The organism is Alteromonas sp. MmMcT2-5 (assembly GCF_022348315.1).
In the GTDB taxonomy this organism is placed as follows: Bacteria; Pseudomonadota; Gammaproteobacteria; order Enterobacterales; family Alteromonadaceae; genus Alteromonas; species Alteromonas macleodii.
Map to the genome: position 1 here is coordinate 63658 of NZ_JAKRFB010000006.1, position 20253 is coordinate 83910.

The 20253-nt window shown below is 45.0% G+C and carries 16 protein-coding genes; 5 read left to right on the forward strand and 11 right to left on the reverse strand.

Features of this window, described 5'->3' with window-relative positions; translation table 11 throughout:
• Positions 1-25: 25 nt before the first annotated feature.
• Positions 26-475: a hypothetical protein gene (locus MHN09_RS05310; protein ID WP_039230797.1), complete on the forward strand. Its 450-nt coding sequence runs from the start codon at positions 26-28 to the stop codon at positions 473-475.
• A 107-nt stretch (positions 476-582) separates the two neighbouring features.
• Here the strand turns inward: MHN09_RS05310 and MHN09_RS05315 are convergent, their stop codons facing one another.
• The 6 genes from MHN09_RS05315 to MHN09_RS05340 form a co-directional block, all read right to left on the reverse strand.
• A complete protein-coding gene (locus MHN09_RS05315; RefSeq protein WP_239239484.1) occupies positions 583-2061 on the reverse strand; it encodes an efflux transporter outer membrane subunit in 1479 nt (492 codons plus the stop codon).
• Positions 2051-5236: an efflux RND transporter permease subunit gene (locus MHN09_RS05320; RefSeq protein ID WP_168533320.1), complete on the reverse strand. Its 3186-nt coding sequence runs from the start codon at positions 5234-5236 to the stop codon at positions 2051-2053. The genes MHN09_RS05315 and MHN09_RS05320 overlap by 11 nt, the downstream gene beginning before the upstream one ends.
• 9 nt (positions 5237-5245) lie before the next feature.
• Complete coding sequence (locus MHN09_RS05325; protein ID WP_239239487.1) at positions 5246-6331, reverse strand: efflux RND transporter periplasmic adaptor subunit; 1086 nt, start codon at positions 6329-6331, stop codon at positions 5246-5248.
• Positions 6332-6527: 196 nt separating this feature from the next.
• Positions 6528-6824, reverse strand: coding sequence for a hypothetical protein (locus MHN09_RS05330; protein WP_061094315.1), 297 nt, complete (start codon positions 6822-6824; stop codon positions 6528-6530).
• Positions 6825-7055: 231 nt separating this feature from the next.
• On the reverse strand, positions 7056-8480 hold the full coding sequence (locus MHN09_RS05335) for a HAMP domain-containing sensor histidine kinase (protein WP_039219540.1): 1425 nt from the start codon (positions 8478-8480) through the stop codon (positions 7056-7058).
• On the reverse strand, positions 8464-9153 hold the full coding sequence (locus MHN09_RS05340) for a response regulator transcription factor (protein WP_014997429.1): 690 nt from the start codon (positions 9151-9153) through the stop codon (positions 8464-8466). The genes MHN09_RS05335 and MHN09_RS05340 overlap by 17 nt, the downstream gene beginning before the upstream one ends.
• Before the next feature lie 293 nt (positions 9154-9446).
• On the opposite strand from MHN09_RS05340, the gene MHN09_RS05345 reads away from it, so the two are divergent.
• Together MHN09_RS05345 and MHN09_RS05350 are read left to right on the forward strand one after the other, a co-directional pair.
• On the forward strand, positions 9447-11054 hold the full coding sequence (locus MHN09_RS05345; RefSeq protein WP_168462784.1) for a phosphoethanolamine--lipid A transferase: 1608 nt from the start codon (positions 9447-9449) through the stop codon (positions 11052-11054).
• Positions 11042-11461: a diacylglycerol kinase gene (locus tag MHN09_RS05350; protein ID WP_168462785.1), complete on the forward strand. Its 420-nt coding sequence runs from the start codon at positions 11042-11044 to the stop codon at positions 11459-11461. The genes MHN09_RS05345 and MHN09_RS05350 overlap by 13 nt, the downstream gene beginning before the upstream one ends.
• Before the next feature lie 156 nt (positions 11462-11617).
• On the opposite strand, the gene MHN09_RS05355 is transcribed toward MHN09_RS05350, so the two are convergent.
• The 4 genes from MHN09_RS05355 to tkt all read right to left on the reverse strand — a co-directional run bounded on the left by MHN09_RS05355 (position 11618) and on the right by tkt (position 17131).
• Positions 11618-12517 carry a fructose bisphosphate aldolase gene (locus MHN09_RS05355; RefSeq protein WP_014948386.1) on the reverse strand — a complete coding sequence of 300 codons (900 nt, stop codon included), beginning with the start codon at positions 12515-12517 and terminating at the stop codon, positions 11618-11620.
• Between the two features lie 301 nt (positions 12518-12818).
• Positions 12819-13994, reverse strand: coding sequence for a phosphoglycerate kinase (locus MHN09_RS05360; protein ID WP_168462786.1), 1176 nt, complete (start codon positions 13992-13994; stop codon positions 12819-12821).
• Between the two features lie 116 nt (positions 13995-14110).
• Positions 14111-15121, reverse strand: a complete 1011-nt coding sequence (epd, locus tag MHN09_RS05365) for an erythrose-4-phosphate dehydrogenase (protein ID WP_239239489.1) — start codon at positions 15119-15121, stop codon at positions 14111-14113.
• Between the two features lie 18 nt (positions 15122-15139).
• Positions 15140-17131: a transketolase gene (gene tkt, locus MHN09_RS05370; protein WP_239239491.1), complete on the reverse strand. Its 1992-nt coding sequence runs from the start codon at positions 17129-17131 to the stop codon at positions 15140-15142.
• A gap of 427 nt (positions 17132-17558) precedes the next feature.
• Here tkt and metK point away from each other — a divergent pair, with 427 nt between their 5' ends.
• Positions 17559-18704, forward strand: a complete 1146-nt coding sequence (gene metK / locus MHN09_RS05375; protein ID WP_076011293.1) for a methionine adenosyltransferase — start codon at positions 17559-17561, stop codon at positions 18702-18704.
• 250 nt (positions 18705-18954) lie between these two features.
• A complete protein-coding gene (locus MHN09_RS05380; RefSeq protein WP_239239493.1) occupies positions 18955-19425 on the forward strand; it encodes a hypothetical protein in 471 nt (156 codons plus the stop codon).
• 92 nt (positions 19426-19517) lie between these two features.
• Here MHN09_RS05380 and MHN09_RS05385 read toward each other — a convergent pair whose 3' ends face one another.
• Entirely contained in the window at positions 19518-20012 is a 495-nt protein-coding gene (locus tag MHN09_RS05385) for an exonuclease domain-containing protein (protein WP_239239495.1), read from the reverse strand.
• Positions 20013-20253 lie beyond the last annotated feature (241 nt).

A 20253-nucleotide genomic window follows, 5' to 3' on the forward strand; every position in this document is an offset into this window, starting at 1 on the left:
TATATAAGGCTTAAAGGTAATGCCCATGAATAATCCACACGGCGAGTTTGAATGTAGCGTAAGCGGTCAGTTGCTGCTCTTCTCAGCGCGCGGACCGTGGAATGACGAAACCATGAGAAATGGCGTAGTAAAGATGTCTTCTGACATTTCAAAATTCGAAAAGGGCACTAAATGGGCACAAGTAAGCTGTCTTTACGGTGAAAGCCTGATGCCCCCTTCCACCTTTGATATTTTTGTAAAACAAACTCGGGTAAGAAAAACCCGCGGCCTGTCGTTTCTTGCCGTGGTCATATTAGATACCGACATTATGCTGACAACTAAGCATCAGATTTCTCAGTGCTACGACGCTGCCGAGGTTCCTTATGGCTTTTACGAAACGGTAGAAGATGCTTTAGAAGCGATGACGAATAATGGCTATGATTTTGATAGTGACGAAGCTGAGCGCTTTTTTGCCCGCTTTAACTTTACGCGTTAACATTTAACACCGCATGCGTTCTGCTTTTGTCACACGTTGAGTCTGAAATTCACCGCCAGCTTTTGATAAAGGCGAAAAAAAGGAGAGCGAGCGCTCTCCTTTTTATTTTAAGACTGCCATCCGCCTCCGAGTGCCTGATACAAATCGACCAGTGCGGCCATTTGCTGCTGACGAGTTTCTATAAACTCGCTACGCGCTTCCAGTGCTTCTCGTTGCGCAAGCAGCACCTCTAAATATTCACCATGAGCTGACGAAAAAAGCCTATTGGCAATATCAATCGACTGTTCGAGTGAAGCAATTTGATGACGCCGTGCTTCAGCACTTTTCTCCAAATTATCGAGCTTCGACAAACTGTTTGTTACTTCAGCTACCGCCGTTAAAACGGTCAGTTCATATTCGTAAGCCGCTTCAATTTGTTCGGCGCTGGCATTTTGATAAACCGCCTCAATCGCCCTGCGGTTTATTAATGGCGCAAAAACATCTCCAGATAAAGAATATGCCAATGACTCAGGCACATTAAACAAGTAGCGACTATCAAACGCCGATAAACCTACCCCTGCTTTTAGCTCAAAAGAAGGGTAGAAGTTGGCTTTAGCCACATCGATATTTAACTCTGCTGCTTGGAGCGTGAGTGCAGCTTGTTTTATATCAGGGCGATTGTCTAATAGCGCAGAGGGTACACCCACCTGCGGGCTTTTTAGCTCGGCGCTGAGCAACACGTTACTGTCCCTTTGAATGGGCTGTGGAGTGCGTCCTAATAACAGATTGAGCGTGTTCTCTTTCTCTAGGATTTCCTGCTCAATCAAGTAACGCTCGCTCTCGTTTTTCTTCACTTCCGCGTTAAAGCGCGCAACAGGTAGCGATGACGCCCGCCCGTATTCTTTCAACGCATTAATAGTGTGAATAACATTACGCTGTAGCGAAATGGTTGAGTCAAGATTCTCTAGCTTGTTATCTAGCGCCAGCAGTTCATAGTAAGTACGCGCAACTTCAGATACTAACTGGGTAACGAAAAATTTCTTACTTTCAACCGATGCCAAGTATTCAAGCGAGGCCACTTTAGACGCATCTCTCAGCTTATGCCAAACGTCAATTTCCCACGACGCATTAAGGCCTAGCTTTAAGTTTGCCAGCGGGTCGGGAAATTCTTTATCCTCCTTGATATTTAACTGTTCTTCTACTGCGCCTTCCCGGGTATATTCGCCTACCTTTTCGGTTTCAGCGGCTACCCCCGCAGAGAGTCGAGGCAAATATTCCCCTTCCCGTGCATACACTTCATTCGACGCCATATTAATGCGTTGAATTAATATAGACACCTCTTGGTTGTTCTTAACCGCCGTATCCACCAGCGCAGAAAGCGTAGGGTCGTTAAACCACTCACTCCATTGAATATTTGCTTGTGTACTCTGGTTAATCCCTTGACCAGCCTGAGTATCCACTTGCGAAACTTTCGCGTTAAACTGCTCTGGCAAATCTAGATTAGGGTTTCGCGTTTCAATGGTAGGGATGGCACATGCCTGTACTAACAACGCACTACTAAGCGCTAACCACAGCGGCTTATAAGTAAATCGCTTTTTATTTATCATCGCTTAGCACCTCATCGTTATAGTGGTAAGTTTCAGTAAGAGGGACATGATCTTCGTTTTTGATTAATGACTTACCTTCTTCAAGTTTGGCGAACAAGTAGTAAAGCCCAGGAATAACCAGCACACCAAAAACAGTGCCGAACAAAGTACCGCCTAAGGCAGAAGCACCAATAGTTCTATTTCCCACTGCGCCTGCCCCCGTTGCAATAACAAGCGGAATTAGCCCTGCTACAAACGAGAAAGATGTCATTAAGATTGGACGGAAGCGCTGTTTGGCCGCTTCAACAGCTGCGTCAGCAATCGATAAGCCCTGCTGATTTTTTTGCACTGCGTATTCCACAATAAGCACGGCATTTTTACCGAGTAAACCAACCAGCATAACTAAGCCGAGCTGCGCATAAACATCGTTGGCCAGCCCCATACCTTTTAGAAACAGGAATGAGCCGAGAATACCGGTAGGTAGTGAAAGAATAACCGCAAAAGGTAGAAGCAGACTCTCGTACTGTGATGCCAGTACGATATATACAAACAACAATACTACGGCAAAGATAACAATGGCTTCATTACCTCGTTTAGCCTCGTCAAATGACAGGCCTTCCCAACCAATGTCGTATCCTTTTGGCAAGGTTGCAGCCGCTACTTCTTCAACTGCTTTTATCGCTTGCGCCGAGGTATACCCTGCTGCCGGCTCTGCCCGAATAGCTGCCGAGGTATAAAGGTTGTAGCGCGTAATTTCATTAGGGCCTTGGGTTTTAATCAGCTTCATAAAGGCCGAGTAAGGCACCATTTCACCCTCTTCGTTTTTCACGTAGTAATCCATTAAGTCACTGGGATAACGGCGATATTCCGGTGCACTTTGCGTGTACACCTTGAAGAAGTTATTAAAACGCGTGAAACCTTGCTCGTAAGTACTACCGATAAGAATATTCAAATTCTCCATGGCCGCGCCAATAGATACCCCTTTCTGCATTGCAGCTTGGTTATCTATCTCAATTTTGTATTGAGGATAATCGGCCGCGTAAAACGTGAATAAACCTTTTAGCTCATCACGTTTACCGAGCTCTTCCATGAAGGCTTTGTTGATTTGGTCGAACTCTTGATAGTCGGTTGTGTTGGTTTTATCGAGTAAACGAAATGATAACCCCGACGACGCGCCATAACCCGGCACAACAGGCGGTTCGAAATACTCAATCACTGCACCTAAGTGGTGTGTTTTGGCTTCTAGTTCTTCAATAATGTCACGTACCGACTGTTCGCGATTAGCCCAATCTTCAAGGTTAATCAAGCAGGTACCAGCATTTGAACCTCGTCCTTCCGTGAGAATTTCATAGCCAGCAAGCGAAGACACCGAGGAGACGCCTTCAACGTCCAGCGCCAAGCTTTGCAGCTCTCGCGCTACTGTATTCGTCGCTTCAAGGGTACTGCCTGGCGGTGTTTGAATAATGGCATAGATTTGCCCCTGGTCTTCACCGGGAATAAAGCCTGTAGGTAATGCCTGATTAATGCCAAAGGTACTTACCACAAAGCCTGCAAGCAGCACTACAGTAACACTGCGGCGTGTAACGATAGCTTTGATAATGCCTGTATAACGACCGGTTAACTTATTGAAATAATGGTTAAATCCATCAATAAACTTGCTTAATGGCGTTGCCTTTCTTGTGTGTGAATGAGGGTTTTTAAGCAACATTGCACACAGCACTGGGGTTAATGAAAGCGCCACAATACACGAGATGATAATTGACGATGACATGGTAATAGAGAACTGGCGATAGAAGACACCTACCGGGCCCGTCATAAAAATAAGGGGCACAAAAACCGCCGTCATCACCAGTGTAATCGCTATAATAGCTCCCCCCATTTCGCCCAGTACATGTTGGGTCGCCATATAAGGGGTTAGGCTGGCGCTCTCTTCCATTTTTGCGTGAACGGCCTCCACGATAACAATAGCGTTATCCACTACAATCCCTATCGCTAACACCAGTGCGAACAGGGTAATAAGGTTTATGTTCACCCCCGTGGCCTGCATGCAGAAAAACGTCCCCACCAGTGAAACCGGCACAGCCAGAAGCGGGATCAATGTGGAGCGCCAGTCACCCAGAAAGATGAACACCACCAAGGAAACCAAAATAAAGGCTTCAAACAGGGTATGCAGCACTTGTTCAATAGAGGCATCTAGAAACTTGGAAACATCGTAGTTGATTTCGTACTTCATGCCTTCTGGAAACGTTTTTTCTAGTTCAGCCATAGTGGCTTTCACCTGAGAAATCACCTCGTTGGCACTGCTTCCATAGTTCTGCTTTAGCACTATCGCAGCGGAAGGATACCCGTCTTTGTTTGAGTAAATATCGAAAAATTCACTACTTAACTCAACATCAGCAATGTCACCTAATTTGAGCAAGCGACCGTCGGAGTCGGCGCGAATAATGATATTTTTATATTCTTCAGGCTCGTCATAACGCCCCTCGTAAATAAGCACGTATTCCTTTGATTGAGCGGTAATGCCTGAGCTTCTGCCAAGTCGCCCAGGGCGTCCAATCAAGCTTTGCTCGTCTATCGATTCCATGATCTCATCTACAGAAACATTGTAAGCACGCATGCGATCAGGCTTTAACCAAATTCGCATGGCGTACTGGCGACTTCCCAATATTTTTGCACTGGCAATACCGTTTACCCGCTGTATCTCTGGGATAAGGTTGATATTGGAATAGTTGTACAGAAACTTTTCATCAGCCGTTTCGTCCGTGCTATAAACGTTTATGTACATCAACATGCTAGGCTGAACCCGCTCTAGTATCACTCCTTCTAGCTGTACTAACTGGGGCAGACGGTTCATGATCTGATCAAGCCGCGTTTTCACATTAATTAGCGCTTGATTCGGATCCACATCTAAATCGAAGATAACTTGAATAGTAGCTTCACCGGCGCTCGTCGCATCAGACACGATGTACTTCATGCCCGGCACACCGTTGATTGAGCGCTCAATAGTAACCAGCGATGATTTCACCAGTACATCAGCACTCGAACCGGGATATGCCAGAGAAATAAGCACCCGCGGCGGAGCAATATCGGGAAACTGTGACGTGGGTAGGCTAAATACCGACAACACGCCCAAAAATATAATCATCAGCGATAGCATGATGGCCATCACTGGACGTTTAATGAAAACTCCAAACATAGCGCCCCCTTATTCTGCGTGCAGTGACAGTTCAGCTAATGTGTCGCTGGCTGAAATAAATTCAGGCTCTATCTCATCGCCGTTCGAGACTCTTCGCAGTCCTTCAATCAAAATAGTGTCGCTCGGCGCTAGGCCATCAGATACCAGATAGATGTTAGGGAGTTCTGCAGCGATATTAATGTGGCGGGTTGCTAACTTGTTCTCGCTATCCAGCACATACACAAAGCTTTGATCGAGAATTTCGAATGTGGCCTTCTGAGGAATAACCAGCGCATCTGGATAGGCAATATCCACCATGACATTTCCGGTCTGCCCATGTCTTAGCAGCTGGTCTGGGTTAGGGAAAGACGCACGCATTTCTATGGTACCGGTATGATTATCAAAATCGGCTTCAATGGCATCTATCACGCCTTGGTGCTCGTAAATACTGCCATCGGCAAGCTTTAATCGCACTGGCGTTTGTTTGTTTGACGGGTTGTTTTGCGCGTATTTCAAATACTCAGATTCAGGTACATTGAAATACACCCACATGGTGCTGATATCAGATAGCGTGGTAAGCAACTCACCCTCATCAAGCAGACTTCCCGTGCGAGCTTCCAGTCGGTCCATTTTCCCTGTGAACGGTGCTTTAACGTCAGTAAACGCTAGGTGGGTCTTCGCCAGTTCAACTTCTGCCTGTGCTTTTTGAAGCTGCGCTTCAATCACGGCGAGTTCGTTAGGAGAAACAATGTTTTGCTCAACAAGCGACTTTGTATTTTTGTACTCCATCTCGACTGCTTTAGCCTCGGCTTCAGCGCGGTGTAGCTCAGCTTCATACACGTTCGGCATTATTTTAAACATGGGCTGACCACGTTCTACCGTTTGTCCCTCATCAACAAAAGTCGATTGAAGATAGCCTTTTTCCATAGCTCTAACTTCAATATGTTGAATGGCACGTATCTGACTGACGTACTCTTTTACCAGCGTTGTGTCTTGTACGATGGGATGAGTAACGTTGAATTGAAGTTTTTCGTGATGCGCAGCATGTTCTTCATGGCCACACCCACCTAATAGTGCGGTAACAATGCTTACTGCAAGAAGTGCTTTTTTGCTCATAATGTAAATTCGTAATAAAAGGCTAATCGTGACGTACCTCGTAAAAAGGCAGCACGCCACTAGCGCGCGTTCAGCAATAAAATTCAGTGCTGAAAATTAAGCGCGCAAAAACATCCAGCGAAAAGGGCTGGCGCTATGTAATGAATATCGAATTAACGTATTTCTAGGTAAGCAGCTAACTGCTAAGCCTAAGAAACTAAGCAATAGGCGGCGCTCGTGTTAACGGCGTTGCGTAGTTAAGGGATGTTTTGAAATGCCAGCGCGGACGTGGCTTTGCGGTTTCAGTGAAGGAGTCCGTAAGGTAATCCAGCACAACATATTGTGGTGGAGCGGGCTCTTCCGGCGCACTTTCCTCTGTATCAAACTCGAAGGAATATTCGGAAATAGAAGCATCGAAATGATGCTTGAACGTGATTGGCTTGTAATCCTGTTTGAGTCCAGATAAGCAAGTAAACAACAACGCTATTAATGCGTATATAGTGTACTGCTTCATGTACTGCTGATTATGCACCGGTTAATATTCCAGAAATTCAAATATATAAGGAAAATTGCGGCGCTATGCTACACAGCCAACCACGCTTTGACAAGAACCAGTATTGCCACTAAACGCAGGCAATAACCGGTTGCACGTATTTGTTACAAACAAACTCAGAATTCCTGAGTGTGGCAGTATACGTCATATCTTTTTACTGCAAGCAAAAACACATTTTAACAGCACGTATTTTTAAGAGGCCTTTTTGAAAGTCACAGAAAAAGAGATGTGGTTGTGATCCAACTTATAAACCGACACGTCTGCTCCAATCGCACCGCACAATGCACTCACTATTGATAGCCCTAGGCCAAAGTTGTCCTCTGATGTACGTGATGCATCCTTTTGCCACAGGGGTTCAAACATATGTCTTAAGTCACGTTCATCAATTTCAGTATGCGTTGTATTTGTCACTTCTATTTGAGCTTGCCCTGATTGCGTTTTGCCTATATACACGCTGATCGGCTCACAATGCTTTCCATGCTCAATAGCGTTGTCTAACAAATTGCTAAATATAGACTCCACCGCAATTCGGTTAGAGTGAATAACCACATCGCCCCTTTCTTTCGCAACCACATTAATATTATCTACCGCTTTGCTTGCGACAACTTGAGCAACGAGCTCTTTAATATTAATAAGGTCGTTTAATTGAGTCTGCTTAGCACTGTGCTTTTGGATTAACATCAAACCGGAAATGATGTTTTTCATTCGCATCCCAATGCGAAGAATCTGCGGTTTAAAATCTTTTTCGAGTCGCTCCTCTCCTGGAAACTTCATGGCAACTTCCGCCAGGTTGATAAGTTCAGAAACCGGCGTTTTAAGTTCGTGAGCAATGTCAGAGGTAAGCCTTTTCTCTCTAAGGTATAGGGCGTAGTTATCGTTTATAAAATGGTTCAAGCTGCTGACGATTGGCTCTAGTTCTGAAACGTTTGTAGAGAATGCTTCGTGCTTGTCTGTGGCAGTAAACCTTAGAGTTCTTATATTGTTGTTTAATGCATCAAGTGGTGCCAACGCGTAAGACACCGTGTTGCGCACGACGAATCTTACCATTAACGGAATTACAATAAGCGCCACTAAAAATGCGATATCGATAAACCAAAGAGTAAAATTCAACAGTTCAGTGGAGGTTGCGTATGCGATAACCATGGGGTCGCGCTGCTCTTCGCCTCTGACGCTATAGAATGCTTCGCGGTCTTCAGAGTCAATTTGAGGCACGTATTTGGTGTGAATAATACGCCCGGAACGACCATCTGGCAGCGTAATGTCGTTAATCACCGCCTCGTTTAAACTTAAGTTTTCAAACGGCAGCTCGTCGACAGTGTACAGTGCAAGGGATTCCGACTTTTCGAAAACCTGCCCTTTGTACCACAATTGAAAGTATTCTGGAGAAGAAGCACCCTCGAACTCAGGGAAATACTCGCCGGCAAACTCAAACTCAACGCCGTCTAAATCTTCATTGACTAAGCTTTGAAGCATGCCAACTTTGGCTTTTAAACCTTGGTTAAATTCTCTTTGGACCCAGGTATCAACTCCGATATCTGCGGCGAGTAAAACGACAATCACCAGCAAAGAAATAGTGATAGAAAGGCGTCGCGTTAAGGTTTTACGTATTGACTTCATCGCCTTCCACCACGACGTAGCCAAATCCTCGCTTACTTTTAATGGGGAGTGTAGCGCCACACGCCCTTACTTTTTTTCGCGCTGAAGAGAGGTGCGCTTCAATTGCATTTTTTGAGATATGGTCATAACTACCGGAAATAAATTCACTTAATTTTTCTGATGTGACGACCTTGCCTTTGTTTAGGAACATGCACTCTACTATGCGATATTCATTCGGCGTTAAACTAATCGCCTGCTCTCCAAATAAAAAAGACTTGGCCTGAATATCCAATATCAATCCATTAATAGTAATTTGATCGTTAATACAGTTTGTTACGCCCCGTCTCATCAAACTGAGAAGTCGCGCTGACAACTCTTCAAATGAAAAAGGCTTAGATAGATAATCATCAGCGCCTGCTAACAAGCCTTCAACTTTCTCTTCAGGTTCGGCACGTGCAGACAAAATGAGCACCTTGGTCTCTACCCGTCTTTTTCTTAGCGTTTTCAGGATAGCCATCCCGTCGAGTTCTGGCAGCATGCGGTCTAATACAATAATGTCGTAGCTACCAAGAAGCGCCATACTCAAACCATCGGGCCCTGTGGCAGCTAAATCAACTGAATGGCCAAGTTTTTCTAGACCTAAGCTCAGGCTATTTCTCAAAGACAATGAATCTTCTATAAGGAGTATTCTCATGTTTCATTGGTCGATTTTTATTCCTCGCTAAGGTTATGATCTCAATCTTAAGATAAACTGAAGGCGAGAATAATATTGAATTAATTAACGATAGAAAGTGACGGCCTAGGAAGCTTTTTGTGCAACTGCACGCCGTTTCTCTATGTATAACAAGTGGTTGCAATGGGAAACCATTTGGAATTGTTGGTTCTAGATAAAAATTCCCATTAACGCTAATCCCAAAGTTTTGCTTAAGCTTTATTTAAGTTTTGAAAGTTATCTTGTGCTGCAAGTAGTACACAAGAGAACTGACTTTGAAATTTCCACGTTCGTTAAATTTAAACCCTTCATTAGCCAATTTTGTTTTTATAGCATCAGTCTTAATAACGCTGGTTTTCAACTTCCCTTTTATTTCAAATGTCTATCACGCTGTGTCGCCAACTACAGTAGGCCAGTGGATATTTTTTCTGTCCGTTCCATTGTTGCTTACCTTTTTCAATATCATCGCCCTTAGCCTATTAGGCGCCATTCTTTTGCCTAGATTGACCGTGGCAGTGACACTGTTAGTCAGTTCACTTCTTTTATACGGTACGGTCGCTTACGGCGTGATATTTGATAAGAGTATGATTCAAAATGTGATGGAGACCAATTCTGGTGAAGCATTTGCCTATCTAAACTCAACGCTTTTACTCTTTTTCTTCTTGTTAGGATTGGTGCCCGTTGTTGCCGTCTTTAATCAGGAAATTAATGGAAAATTAGTTGCTAGAGTTAAGCACTTACTTAAGCTCAACGTATTAGCAGTGGTTGGAATAATCGTTATCGCTGCTGGCCTTTATAAAGACTATGCTGCGGTGGGTAGAAATAATAAAGATTTGGCCAAGTATATTATCCCTTATGCATTTTACGATTCTGGCTACAAATATCTCAGAGACACCTACTTTTATCCGCCACTTCCTTACAAGGTACTGGACAAGACACCTTCTCTAATAAATAGAAATAACGCTTTGCCTTCTACGACTGTACTGGTTGTTGGAGAAACAGCAAGGGCAGACAAGTTTGCCAGTAATGGCTATAGCAGAAACACCACGCCCTTTATGAACGACATAGGCGCGGTAAGTTTCAACGACGTGACCTCATGCGGGACAGCTACTGCGGTGTCAGTACCCTGTATGTTTTCTCGACTTTCGAGGCAAAGCTATGATGTTCGCATTGCGGAAAGTCAGGATAATGTGCTTGATATCATACATCGGGCTGGCGCTGATGTGACATGGATAGACAATAATAGTAGCTGCAAGGGGGTGTGCAAAAGAGTTGAAACTATTGCATTTGACCCATCCCGAGATCCTAGTTTATGTGACGGTGATTTTTGCTACGATGTTTTACTCAACGAGCTTTTGAAGGACGTTTTGTCATCACCTGCGACAACTAACAGGGTTATTGTTCTTCATATGATAGGCTCTCATGGCCCTACCTACTATCGAAGATACCCCGCTGAATTTGCCAAATTCTCTCCCGACTGTCCTAGAAGTGATATTCAAAACTGTGATTCGCAGGCGCTTATCAACACGTATGACAATACCATTGCGTACACTGACTATGTACTTGGAGAGATTGTTAATACATTAAAAAATGTGCCAAACGCTTCCATGCTATACCTGTCTGACCACGGTGAATCTTTGGGTGAAAAAGGACTCTATCTACATGGATTCCCTTATCAAATTGCACCGCAAGAACAGACTCACATTCCTATGCTTTTTTGGGCGTCGAAGTTTGAAGATTCAGGCTACCGAAATTGTATTAAGAACCTGGCCAACCACCCTTACTCTCAAGACAACTTGTTTGACACGTTACTTGGTTTATCAAGTGTAAAGAGTATTACTTACCAACCTACTATGGATATCTTTAAACAATGCGAAGCCTAAATGAATCAAACCCTGTGGTTAGTACCACCTCGCACTTCGACCCAAGTAACAAACCAAAAGGCCTGCGTCGAGTATTTAAGGCTCTAAAGAATTCACTTCGAGCGTTTAGCTGGCTTACTAAGAACGAAGCTGCATTTAAACAAGAACTCAGTCTAGCCGCTGTGGCATTCGTGGTTCTTGCTTTTTGGTCAATTCCTTTTCTTGAACGTGCAATTTTAATGTCTTCCATTTTTTTCATTTTATTTGCGGAAATCATCAATACGGCAATTGAAGTCACCGTCGACAGAATAGGTACAGAGTTTCATGCCCTATCAGGGTTAGCAAAAGACTTAGCATCAGCAGGCGTTTTTCTATCCATCGTTATTGCATGTGTGTTGTGGGCGGGCGTATTTTATAGCCACATATAAAGGTATTAGTTAAGACTTTAATTCCCCAGAGGCATCCCTTTAGCAAGGTTATAAAGATGAGCTTATTAAGTTGAAGGGGTCACAATACTTCGAAAGAACTAGTAACGAAAAAGAGCGCCATTAGGCGCTCTTTAGAAGTGCTGACAAAAGAGAAGATTACGCCTTAGAGGCCTGGTAAATATCTTCAATCGCTTTATCTAGCGTTGCCTCGAATTCTTCTTGAGACTGCTTTGCAGAAACGCCTTCGGTCAATGCTCGAGAGAAACTCGCAATCATACCTTGGTTTTCTGCCAGTTTCGCATTCGCTTCTTCACGGCTATAGCCGCCAGAAAGCGCTACAACTTTAAGCACGCGAGGGTGATCAACAAGCTCTTTGTAGAAATTAGCTTCTGTTGGAAGCGTTAGCTTAAGCATAACTTCCTGGCCTTCGTTTAGAAGGTTTAGCTGCGTTAGGATCTCTAATTTAAGAAGAGCTTCAGCTTCCGCTTTTTGTGGGCTGTGGATGTCTACTTCTGGCTCGATAATCGGAACAAGACCTGCGGCTAAGATTTGCTTACCCACTTCAAATTGCTGAGCAACAACATCTTTAATACCTTGGTGATTCGCAAGCTTAACAACACTACGCATCTTAGTGCCAAACACGTCTTGCGCTACCGCTTTAGCTAGCAGTGCATCAAGACCAGGCATTGGCTTCATTACTTGAACGCCATTGCTTTCTTCAGCTAGACCTTTATCTACCTTTAAGAAAGGAATAACACGCTTTTTCTGCCACAGGTAGTGTGCAGAAGACATGCCTTCAATTTCTCTATCAAGGGTGTTTTCAAACAAGATTGCGCCAAGAACGCGCTCGCCGCTAAAAGGGGTGCTGGTGATAATGCGCGTACGCATTTCGTGAACAAGATTAAACATCTCTTCGTCTGAGCTGTACTCTGACTCTTCGATGCCATATAAGCGTAACGCTTTAGGGGTACTACCGCCGCTTTGATCTAACGCTGCAATAAAACCGGTTTGCGTCTTCAGTTTATCCAGCATTGCCTGCTGAGCTTGTGATGCCATTGCAACACTCCTTTTGTATATTACTGCCTTAATAGACAGGTGTAGGGTTTATTGTTATACCAATTCTATTAAAGATCTGTTTGTCTCAGACGCGGCATGCCAGCACCTTAAGTAAACACATCTGTAATAAAATTGGTATTTATGCCTGCGTACTTCACTGTTTCGCAGGTGTAATCGTTTCCGATTAAAAGGTCACGCTCAAAAATGCTGTTACTGAGCGTGACTCCTATGGGGTAACGTTTGTACTAGGCCTTAGCTATCTTGAGCTTTAAAACGCTGCGTTTACAAGCAGCGCTTAGGCTTATTTATTTTTTTCTTCTAGTACTGCTACCGCTGGTAATGTTTTGCCTTCCAAGAATTCTAGGAACGCGCCACCACCTGTTGAAATATAAGAAACCTTATCGGCAATCCCGTATTTATCAACTGCCGCTAGTGTATCACCACCACCTGCAATTGAGAATGCGTCGCTAGCCGCAATCGCCTCAGACAGCGCCTTTGTACCCGCACTGAACTGTTCAAATTCAAATACACCTACGGGACCATTCCATACTATAGTACCCGCGTTTTTGATGATATCTTCTAGCGCTTTTGACGAGTCTGGACCGATATCAAAAATCATGTCGTCGTCGGCAACTTCACTGACAAGTTTAAGCGTAGCTTCGGTGTTTTCATCAAACGCTTTACCCACTACTACGTCTGTCGGTACTGGAATATTTCCGCCATTCGCCTGCGCTTCGTTCATAAGCTGCGTGGCTTGTTCGGTTAAGTCCATTTCTACCAACGATTTACCTACATTGTGGCCCTGTGCCGCGATAAAGGTATTGGCGATACCACCGCCCACAATTAGCTGGTCTACTTTTTCGGCCAATGTTTTTAGCACGGTCAACTTGGTTGATACTTTAGAGCCACCGACAATAGCAACCATTGGGCGTTTAGGGTTATCCAGCGCCTTGCCTAGTGCATCTAGTTCCGCAGCAAGTAATGGGCCAGCACAGGCTTTTGGTGCGAATTTAGCAACGCCATGGGTAGACGCTTGTGCACGGTGAGCAGTCCCGAAGGCATCCATTACAAAGATATCGCATAGTGCAGCGTACTGCTTTGCCAGTGTCTCGTCGTCTTTCTTTTCGCCATTATTGAAGCGAACGTTTTCAAGAATGACGAGCTCACCTTCGCTAAGCTCAACACCGTCTAGGTAATCTTTTACTAGCTTTACCGGCACATCTAGGGCGTCGTTAAGGTAATCAACAACAGGTTGAAGAGAGAACTCATCAGCAGACTCGCCTTCAGTAGGGCGACCAAGGTGAGACATCACCATAACCGCTGCACCTGCGTCTAGCGCTGCTTTAATAGTAGGAATAGATGCTTTGATACGCGCATCAGAAGTTACTTTGCCGTCTTTTACCGGCACGTTTAAATCTTGTCTAATTAATACGCGCTGACCTTTAAGGGCCATATCGCTCATGCTTGGAATTGCCATCGTCTTTCCTATGTTAATTTAAATTCAGAAGAGCGTGTTTTAAAGGTAAGACACGCTCAAATTAACGGTGAAAGCTGCGCGGGCTGGTGCTACCAACCCTTGGCAGCATCAATGCTTTACTTTGCGTCGAACATCACTTTTGCTGTGTCGAGCATACGGTTTGCAAAACCCCATTCGTTGTCACACCACACCAGTGTTTTAACCAGTTGTTTGTGACTGACTCTTGTTTGTGTGCCATCTACAATACACGAGTGTGGGTCGTGATTGAAATCTACCGATACCAATGGCTCTTCGGTGTAATCCAAAATACCCTGTAAACGCCCGGCTTTTGCATTGCGAAGGGCTTGGTTTACTTGCTCAATAGTTACCTTAGATTGAAGCGTTACGCTCAAGTCCATGGCAGTAACATTGATGGTAGGAACCCGAACCGCAATGGCTTCGAACTTACCCGCAAACTTAGGCAGGATGCGCTCTATACCGGCAGCAAGTCGTGTATCAACGGGAATAATTGACTGACTTGCAGCGCGCGTTCTGCGCAAGTCTTCATGATAGGCGTCGATAACTTGCTGGTCATGCATAGACGCGTGAATAGTTGTGATCGTACCACTTTCCACACCGAACGCAGCGTCTAGTGCTTGGATAACAGGAACAATGCAGTTTGTGGTGCAAGAGCCGTTAGAGACTAATTTTTGTTCACTGGTCAACGTGTCTTCGTTGGTTCCGAAGATGACCGTATTGTCTAAATCTGGTGACCCGGGTGACGAGAAAAGCACTTTGCCAGCGCCTGCATCTAAATGTGCTTGCCCCGACGCTCTGTCATCAAACTTGCCCGTACACTCAAGCACAATATCAATGCTCAAGTCTTTCCAGGGTAGGTCTTTAATATCGCTTATCGCGAGCAGTGTAATATCGTCGCCTGCGACATTTAGCGTGTTATTTTCTAAGGCCACATCAAAACGGAACCGCCCGTGGGCGGTATCGTATTTAAGTAAATGTGCTATGCCTTCGGGTTTAGCAATGTCGTTAATGGCCACCACGTTAAATTCGTTGTTGCGCCCACTTTCATACAGCGCGCGCAACACGTTACGACCAATACGACCAAACCCATTTATGGCAATATTTACCATAGGCTTATCTATTACCTCTTACAGAGACAGTGCAGCCTCTACTACAGCGTCAGTGGTAATGTTGAAGTGCTTAAACAGGTCGCCAGCAGGCGCAGACTCACCAAAGGTGTCCATACCCACGATAGCGCCATTAAAGCCAACGTACTTGTACCAGCTATCTTTAGACAGCGCTTCAACCGCTACGCGTTTAACAACGCTAGAAGGCAGTACGCTTTCACGGTAATCAGCAGACTGACGGTCAAATACGTCAGTTGATGGCATAGACACCACGCGAACGGCTTTGCCTTGCTCGGTCAGTTTCGCTGCGGCTTCAACGGCTAGCTGAACCTCAGAACCGGTAGCAATAAGAATAAGCTCTGGCGTACCTTCGCAGTCTTTAAGTACGTAACCACCTTTCGCGATATCAGCAACTTGCTGAGTTGTTCTTTCTTGCTGCGTTAAGCCTTGGCGTGTGAAGATTAGTGTTGTTGGGCCGTCAGTGCGCTCAATAGCAGACTTCCACGACACAGCAGACTCAACCTGATCACAAGGGCGCCAGTTATCAAGGTTAGGCGTTGCTCTTAGCGCAACCACCTGCTCCACCGGCTGGTGAGTTGGGCCGTCTTCACCTAGACCAATTGAATCGTGGGTGTAAACGAAAATTGCAGGCTGCTTCATTAGCGCTGCCATACGTACCGCGTTGCGTGCATATTCCATAAACATTAGGAAGGTTGCACCGTATGCCTTAAAGCCACCGTGAAGAGCAATACCATTCATCATGGCCGACATACCAAACTCACGTACACCGTAATAAATGTAGTTACCTGACGCATCGTTCGCTTCAACGCCTTTGCTGCCTTCCCAAATAGTGAGGTTAGAACCAGCAAGGTCAGCAGAGCCGCCTAATAGCTCAGGAAGTAGTGGACCAAATGCGTTTAATGCATTTTGCGACGCTTTACGTGAAGCAATATTTTGTGGGTTAGCTTGAAGCTCAGCAATAATTGCATCTGCTTTTTCGCTGAAATCTGCTGGCAACTCGCCATTTACGCGGCGTTTGAACTCTGCCGCAAGCTCTGGGTAGGCGGCTTCATATGCTGCGAAAGCGTCATTCCACGCGCTCTCCGCGTTTGAACCTTTCTCTTTAGCATCCCAACCCGCGTAAATATCGTCTGGAATTTCGAACGCGCCATGGCTCCAGCCAAGCTTTTCGCGAGTGGCTACAATTTCATCTTCACCTAGTGGTGCACCGTGACAAGACTCGGTACCTTCTTTATTAGGTGAACCGAAGCCAATAGTGGTTTTACAACAAATAAGCGTAGGCTGCGCGGTGTTCGCTTGCGCCTTTTCAATGGCGGCTTTTACTTGCTCTGCATCGTGACCGTCAACGCCATCGATCACTTCCCAACCGTAGCTCTTAAAGCGTGCTGGTGTATCGTCAGTGAACCAGCCTTCAACTTCGCCATCAATTGAAATGCCGTTGTCATCCCAGAACGCGATAAGCTTACCAAGGCCTAGTGTACCGGCTAGTGAACATGTCTCGTGTGAGATACCTTCCATCAAGCAGCCGTCGCCTAAGAATGCGTAGGTGTGGTGATCAACAATATTGTGACCGTCACGGTTAAATTGTGCCGCTAGCACTTTCTCGGCAAGTGCCATACCCACAGCATTACTGATGCCTTGACCTAGTGGGCCTGTGGTCGTTTCAACACCTGGCGCATAACCATATTCTGGATGGCCTGGCGTCTTTGAATGCAATTGACGGAAGTTCTTTAACTCTTCAATAGGCAGTTCGTAGCCTGAAAGGTGAAGAAGAGAGTACAACAGCATCGAGCCGTGACCATTTGAAAGCACAAAGCGATCGCGGTTAGCCCAAGATGGGTTTGCAGGGTTGTGTGATAAGAAATCACCCCATAGTACCTGTGCGATATCAGCCATCCCCATTGGGGCACCTGGGTGACCAGATTTAGCTTGTTGAACGGCATCCATGCTTAATGCACGGATTGCATTGGCGAGTTCACGACGAGAGGGCATGTTGTCTCCTGATTTATTTTGTATCTTTTGTTTCGTATCTTAGCGGGCTAGGCAAGCTAGACGAGCGTAGAGGTAAGGCGTTCGCTCTACTTCTTTATACGAATGAATGTGGCGTTATTCTTACCTATGCCACCTTACAGTTCAATGGGTTTTGATTGCCAATAGTGAAAGTCTTAGTAAAAAATGGTCTATACCTTATCCATCACGTATTCCCAATACATCAAAAACGGTTATATCTAACGTCTGGTTTTACTAGTACATCATTCGCTTTACCAATTTCGTCCTGAATAACCCCATTAGTGATCGGGTTGTGTCAACTATTCGTAACGAAGAGACTTTTAGACGTCTAGAAGTAAAGACTGGTATTTATAACTTGTTTTAGTACAATATACGACTATTTTGATAATTTAACGCTTACGGAGCATTTATGGCCACGCATTTATTCACATCCGAGTCAGTGTCTGAAGGACATCCGGACAAAATTGCTGATCAGATCTCAGATGCGGTTCTTGACGCTATTTTAGAACAAGATCCTCGCGCTCGGGTGGCCTGCGAAACGTATGTAAAAACCGGTATGGTTTTGGTAGGTGGTGAAGTTACCACTTCTGCATGGGTAGACATTGAAGAGCTTACTCGTAAAACAGTCAAAGAAATTGGCTATACGCACTCAGATATGGGCTTCGACGCTGATTCATGTGCGGTATTAAATGCTATTGGCAAACAGTCACCTGACATCAATCAAGGTGTTGATCGTGAAAGCCTTGAAGAACAAGGTGCGGGTGACCAAGGTCTAATGTTTGGCTACGCTAGCGACGAAACTGACGTGCTAATGCCAGCGCCAATCACTTACTCTCACCGCCTTGTTCAAAAACAAGCTGAAGTGCGTAAGTCTGGTAAGCTAGACTGGTTGCGCCCAGACGCGAAAAGCCAAATTACTTTCAAGTATGAAAACGACAAGCCTGTAGGCATCGACGCGGTTGTGCTTTCAACTCAGCACTGCGATTCAGTAAGCACGGAAACAGTTCGCGAAGCGGTAATGGAAGAAATCATCAAGCCTGTGCTTCCAAGCGAGTGGATTGATGCCAATACACGCTTTCACATTAACCCAACGGGACGATTCGTTATCGGTGGTCCAATGGGCGACTGTGGCTTAACCGGGCGTAAAATCATTGTTGATACTTACGGTGGTATGGCGCGTCACGGCGGTGGTGCATTCTCTGGTAAAGATCCATCAAAAGTAGACCGCAGTGCAGCATACGCGGGTCGTTACGTTGCTAAGAACATTGTTGCAGCAGGTCTTGCCAAGCGTTGCGAAATCCAAGTGTCTTATGCAATCGGTGTGGCAGAGCCAACATCTATCAGTATCGATACCTTTGGCACTGGCGTAGTCGATGAGAAAACACTCGTTGCACTAGTGCGCGAACATTTCGACTTGCGTCCTTATGGCCTTATCCAAATGCTAGACCTTGAGCGCCCAATTTATCGCCCAACGGCTGCATACGGTCACTTTGGTCGTGACGAATTCCCTTGGGAAGCAACAGATAAAGCAGAAGCGTTAAAAGCATCGATTTAATTCGATATTAAAAAGCGCTTGTTGAAAACGCCGCTGAGTTTTTGTAACACTTTGATTTAAAGCTGTTATATGAACTCGCGGCGTTTTTTATTGGGGGATGGCGAGCAAGCCAAATTAATTTGGCATATAAAAAGTGGTGAAGAATATTTTCATCATTTATTTTTTGCGGCTATGCTTATCAAACGAACACACTGTTGCTTGTATTTCCTAGTTATTTACGAGCTATGATAACAACAACTTGGGCCCTTCCATGAATGTGGTTACTGGTATTCTTCTGGCACTTACTTTGGCTGCGTCTATGACGGCTGCTCCTGTAATCGCGGACACGAATGATATCAACTACAGTCCTATTCAGTTCAAAAGCAAGAAAATAGCCCGGTGGCAGCTAAATAGTATGTACCGCGTTCAATCTACTACCGAAACTTATTTATACGACAACAGCTATACGTATCCAGCTGGCTCCCAAGGCATGTTCAGCGCTAGCCGTCGTTTCGATACTTGGGTTCCGCAAAAGGTCTATGCAACCTACAAAACAAATAATACCGCCTTTCTGCATTATGCTGAGTGGCTCTATTTGCCTCATGATGTTGGCACGTTCACCCGGCTTGGCTGGCTTCTAGGAAAAAGTGAAGGGTTAAACATGGCGGTAGAAATTGAGCACCGACAAGTTGGGGATGAAGAAAATATGGCCCTTTCTTTGGGTGTGAATTACTTATTTTAGGTAAGGCCTGCTTTTAATTGAGTCATGCGCTGCAGGTGCACATGTCGAACTCATACTTCACTTGTTAAACGTGCCAAATAGCTTCGACGCTATTATTGAGATTGAGTTTTCGCGTAAGTCTGTTGAATAACCAATGCATCAGAACTTGCTCTATGACGCTTAACATCAAGTTGCCTTGCAAGGCGATTTTTAACATCATGCCATTGATTCATTTGGGCTTCGGACAGAATATATTCAAGGGCTCTACAGGTAAAAGACATCTCTATCTGCGCTGCGGCGTAAAGCTTAATTAGCCAAGGATTATCTACCACCCAACCGTCACTATAAACCACCGTATTTCCCAGCAAGTGGTTTAGCTCAATACATACTTTACGCGGGTCTTCCCCCCGCGTTTGCAGCATTTGTTGCGTTATGCCGTGCAGTGACTCCGCTTTTCGATCCCAGTGGACCCACGAATCAAAGGGCCGAAGTAGCTTACACCACTTTGCACCATCATAGCGCACGATACCTATTTCAATAGGGTAACTCGCTGCGCCAAATCCACTTGCTTCAATGTCTATTATTGTTGGCAGGGTATTTTTTCGCACTCACGCTCCAAACCGCTGTTTATCCTTGCTTGCAACATCCGCAAACCATTTTTATCAGGCGGTTTTACTGCTACCTCGTCACCAGAGGAACAACTAAACAGCGTCGAACACCGTTTAGCAAACGTACAACCACTCTTCTCGAAATATAAGCTAATAGTAGAATCGTGCCACAATTAATGCGCTCTTGTTTAGTACACCACCCCGTAGCCAGCGCTCAAAAATCTCGTAAAAGCTCTAAAAA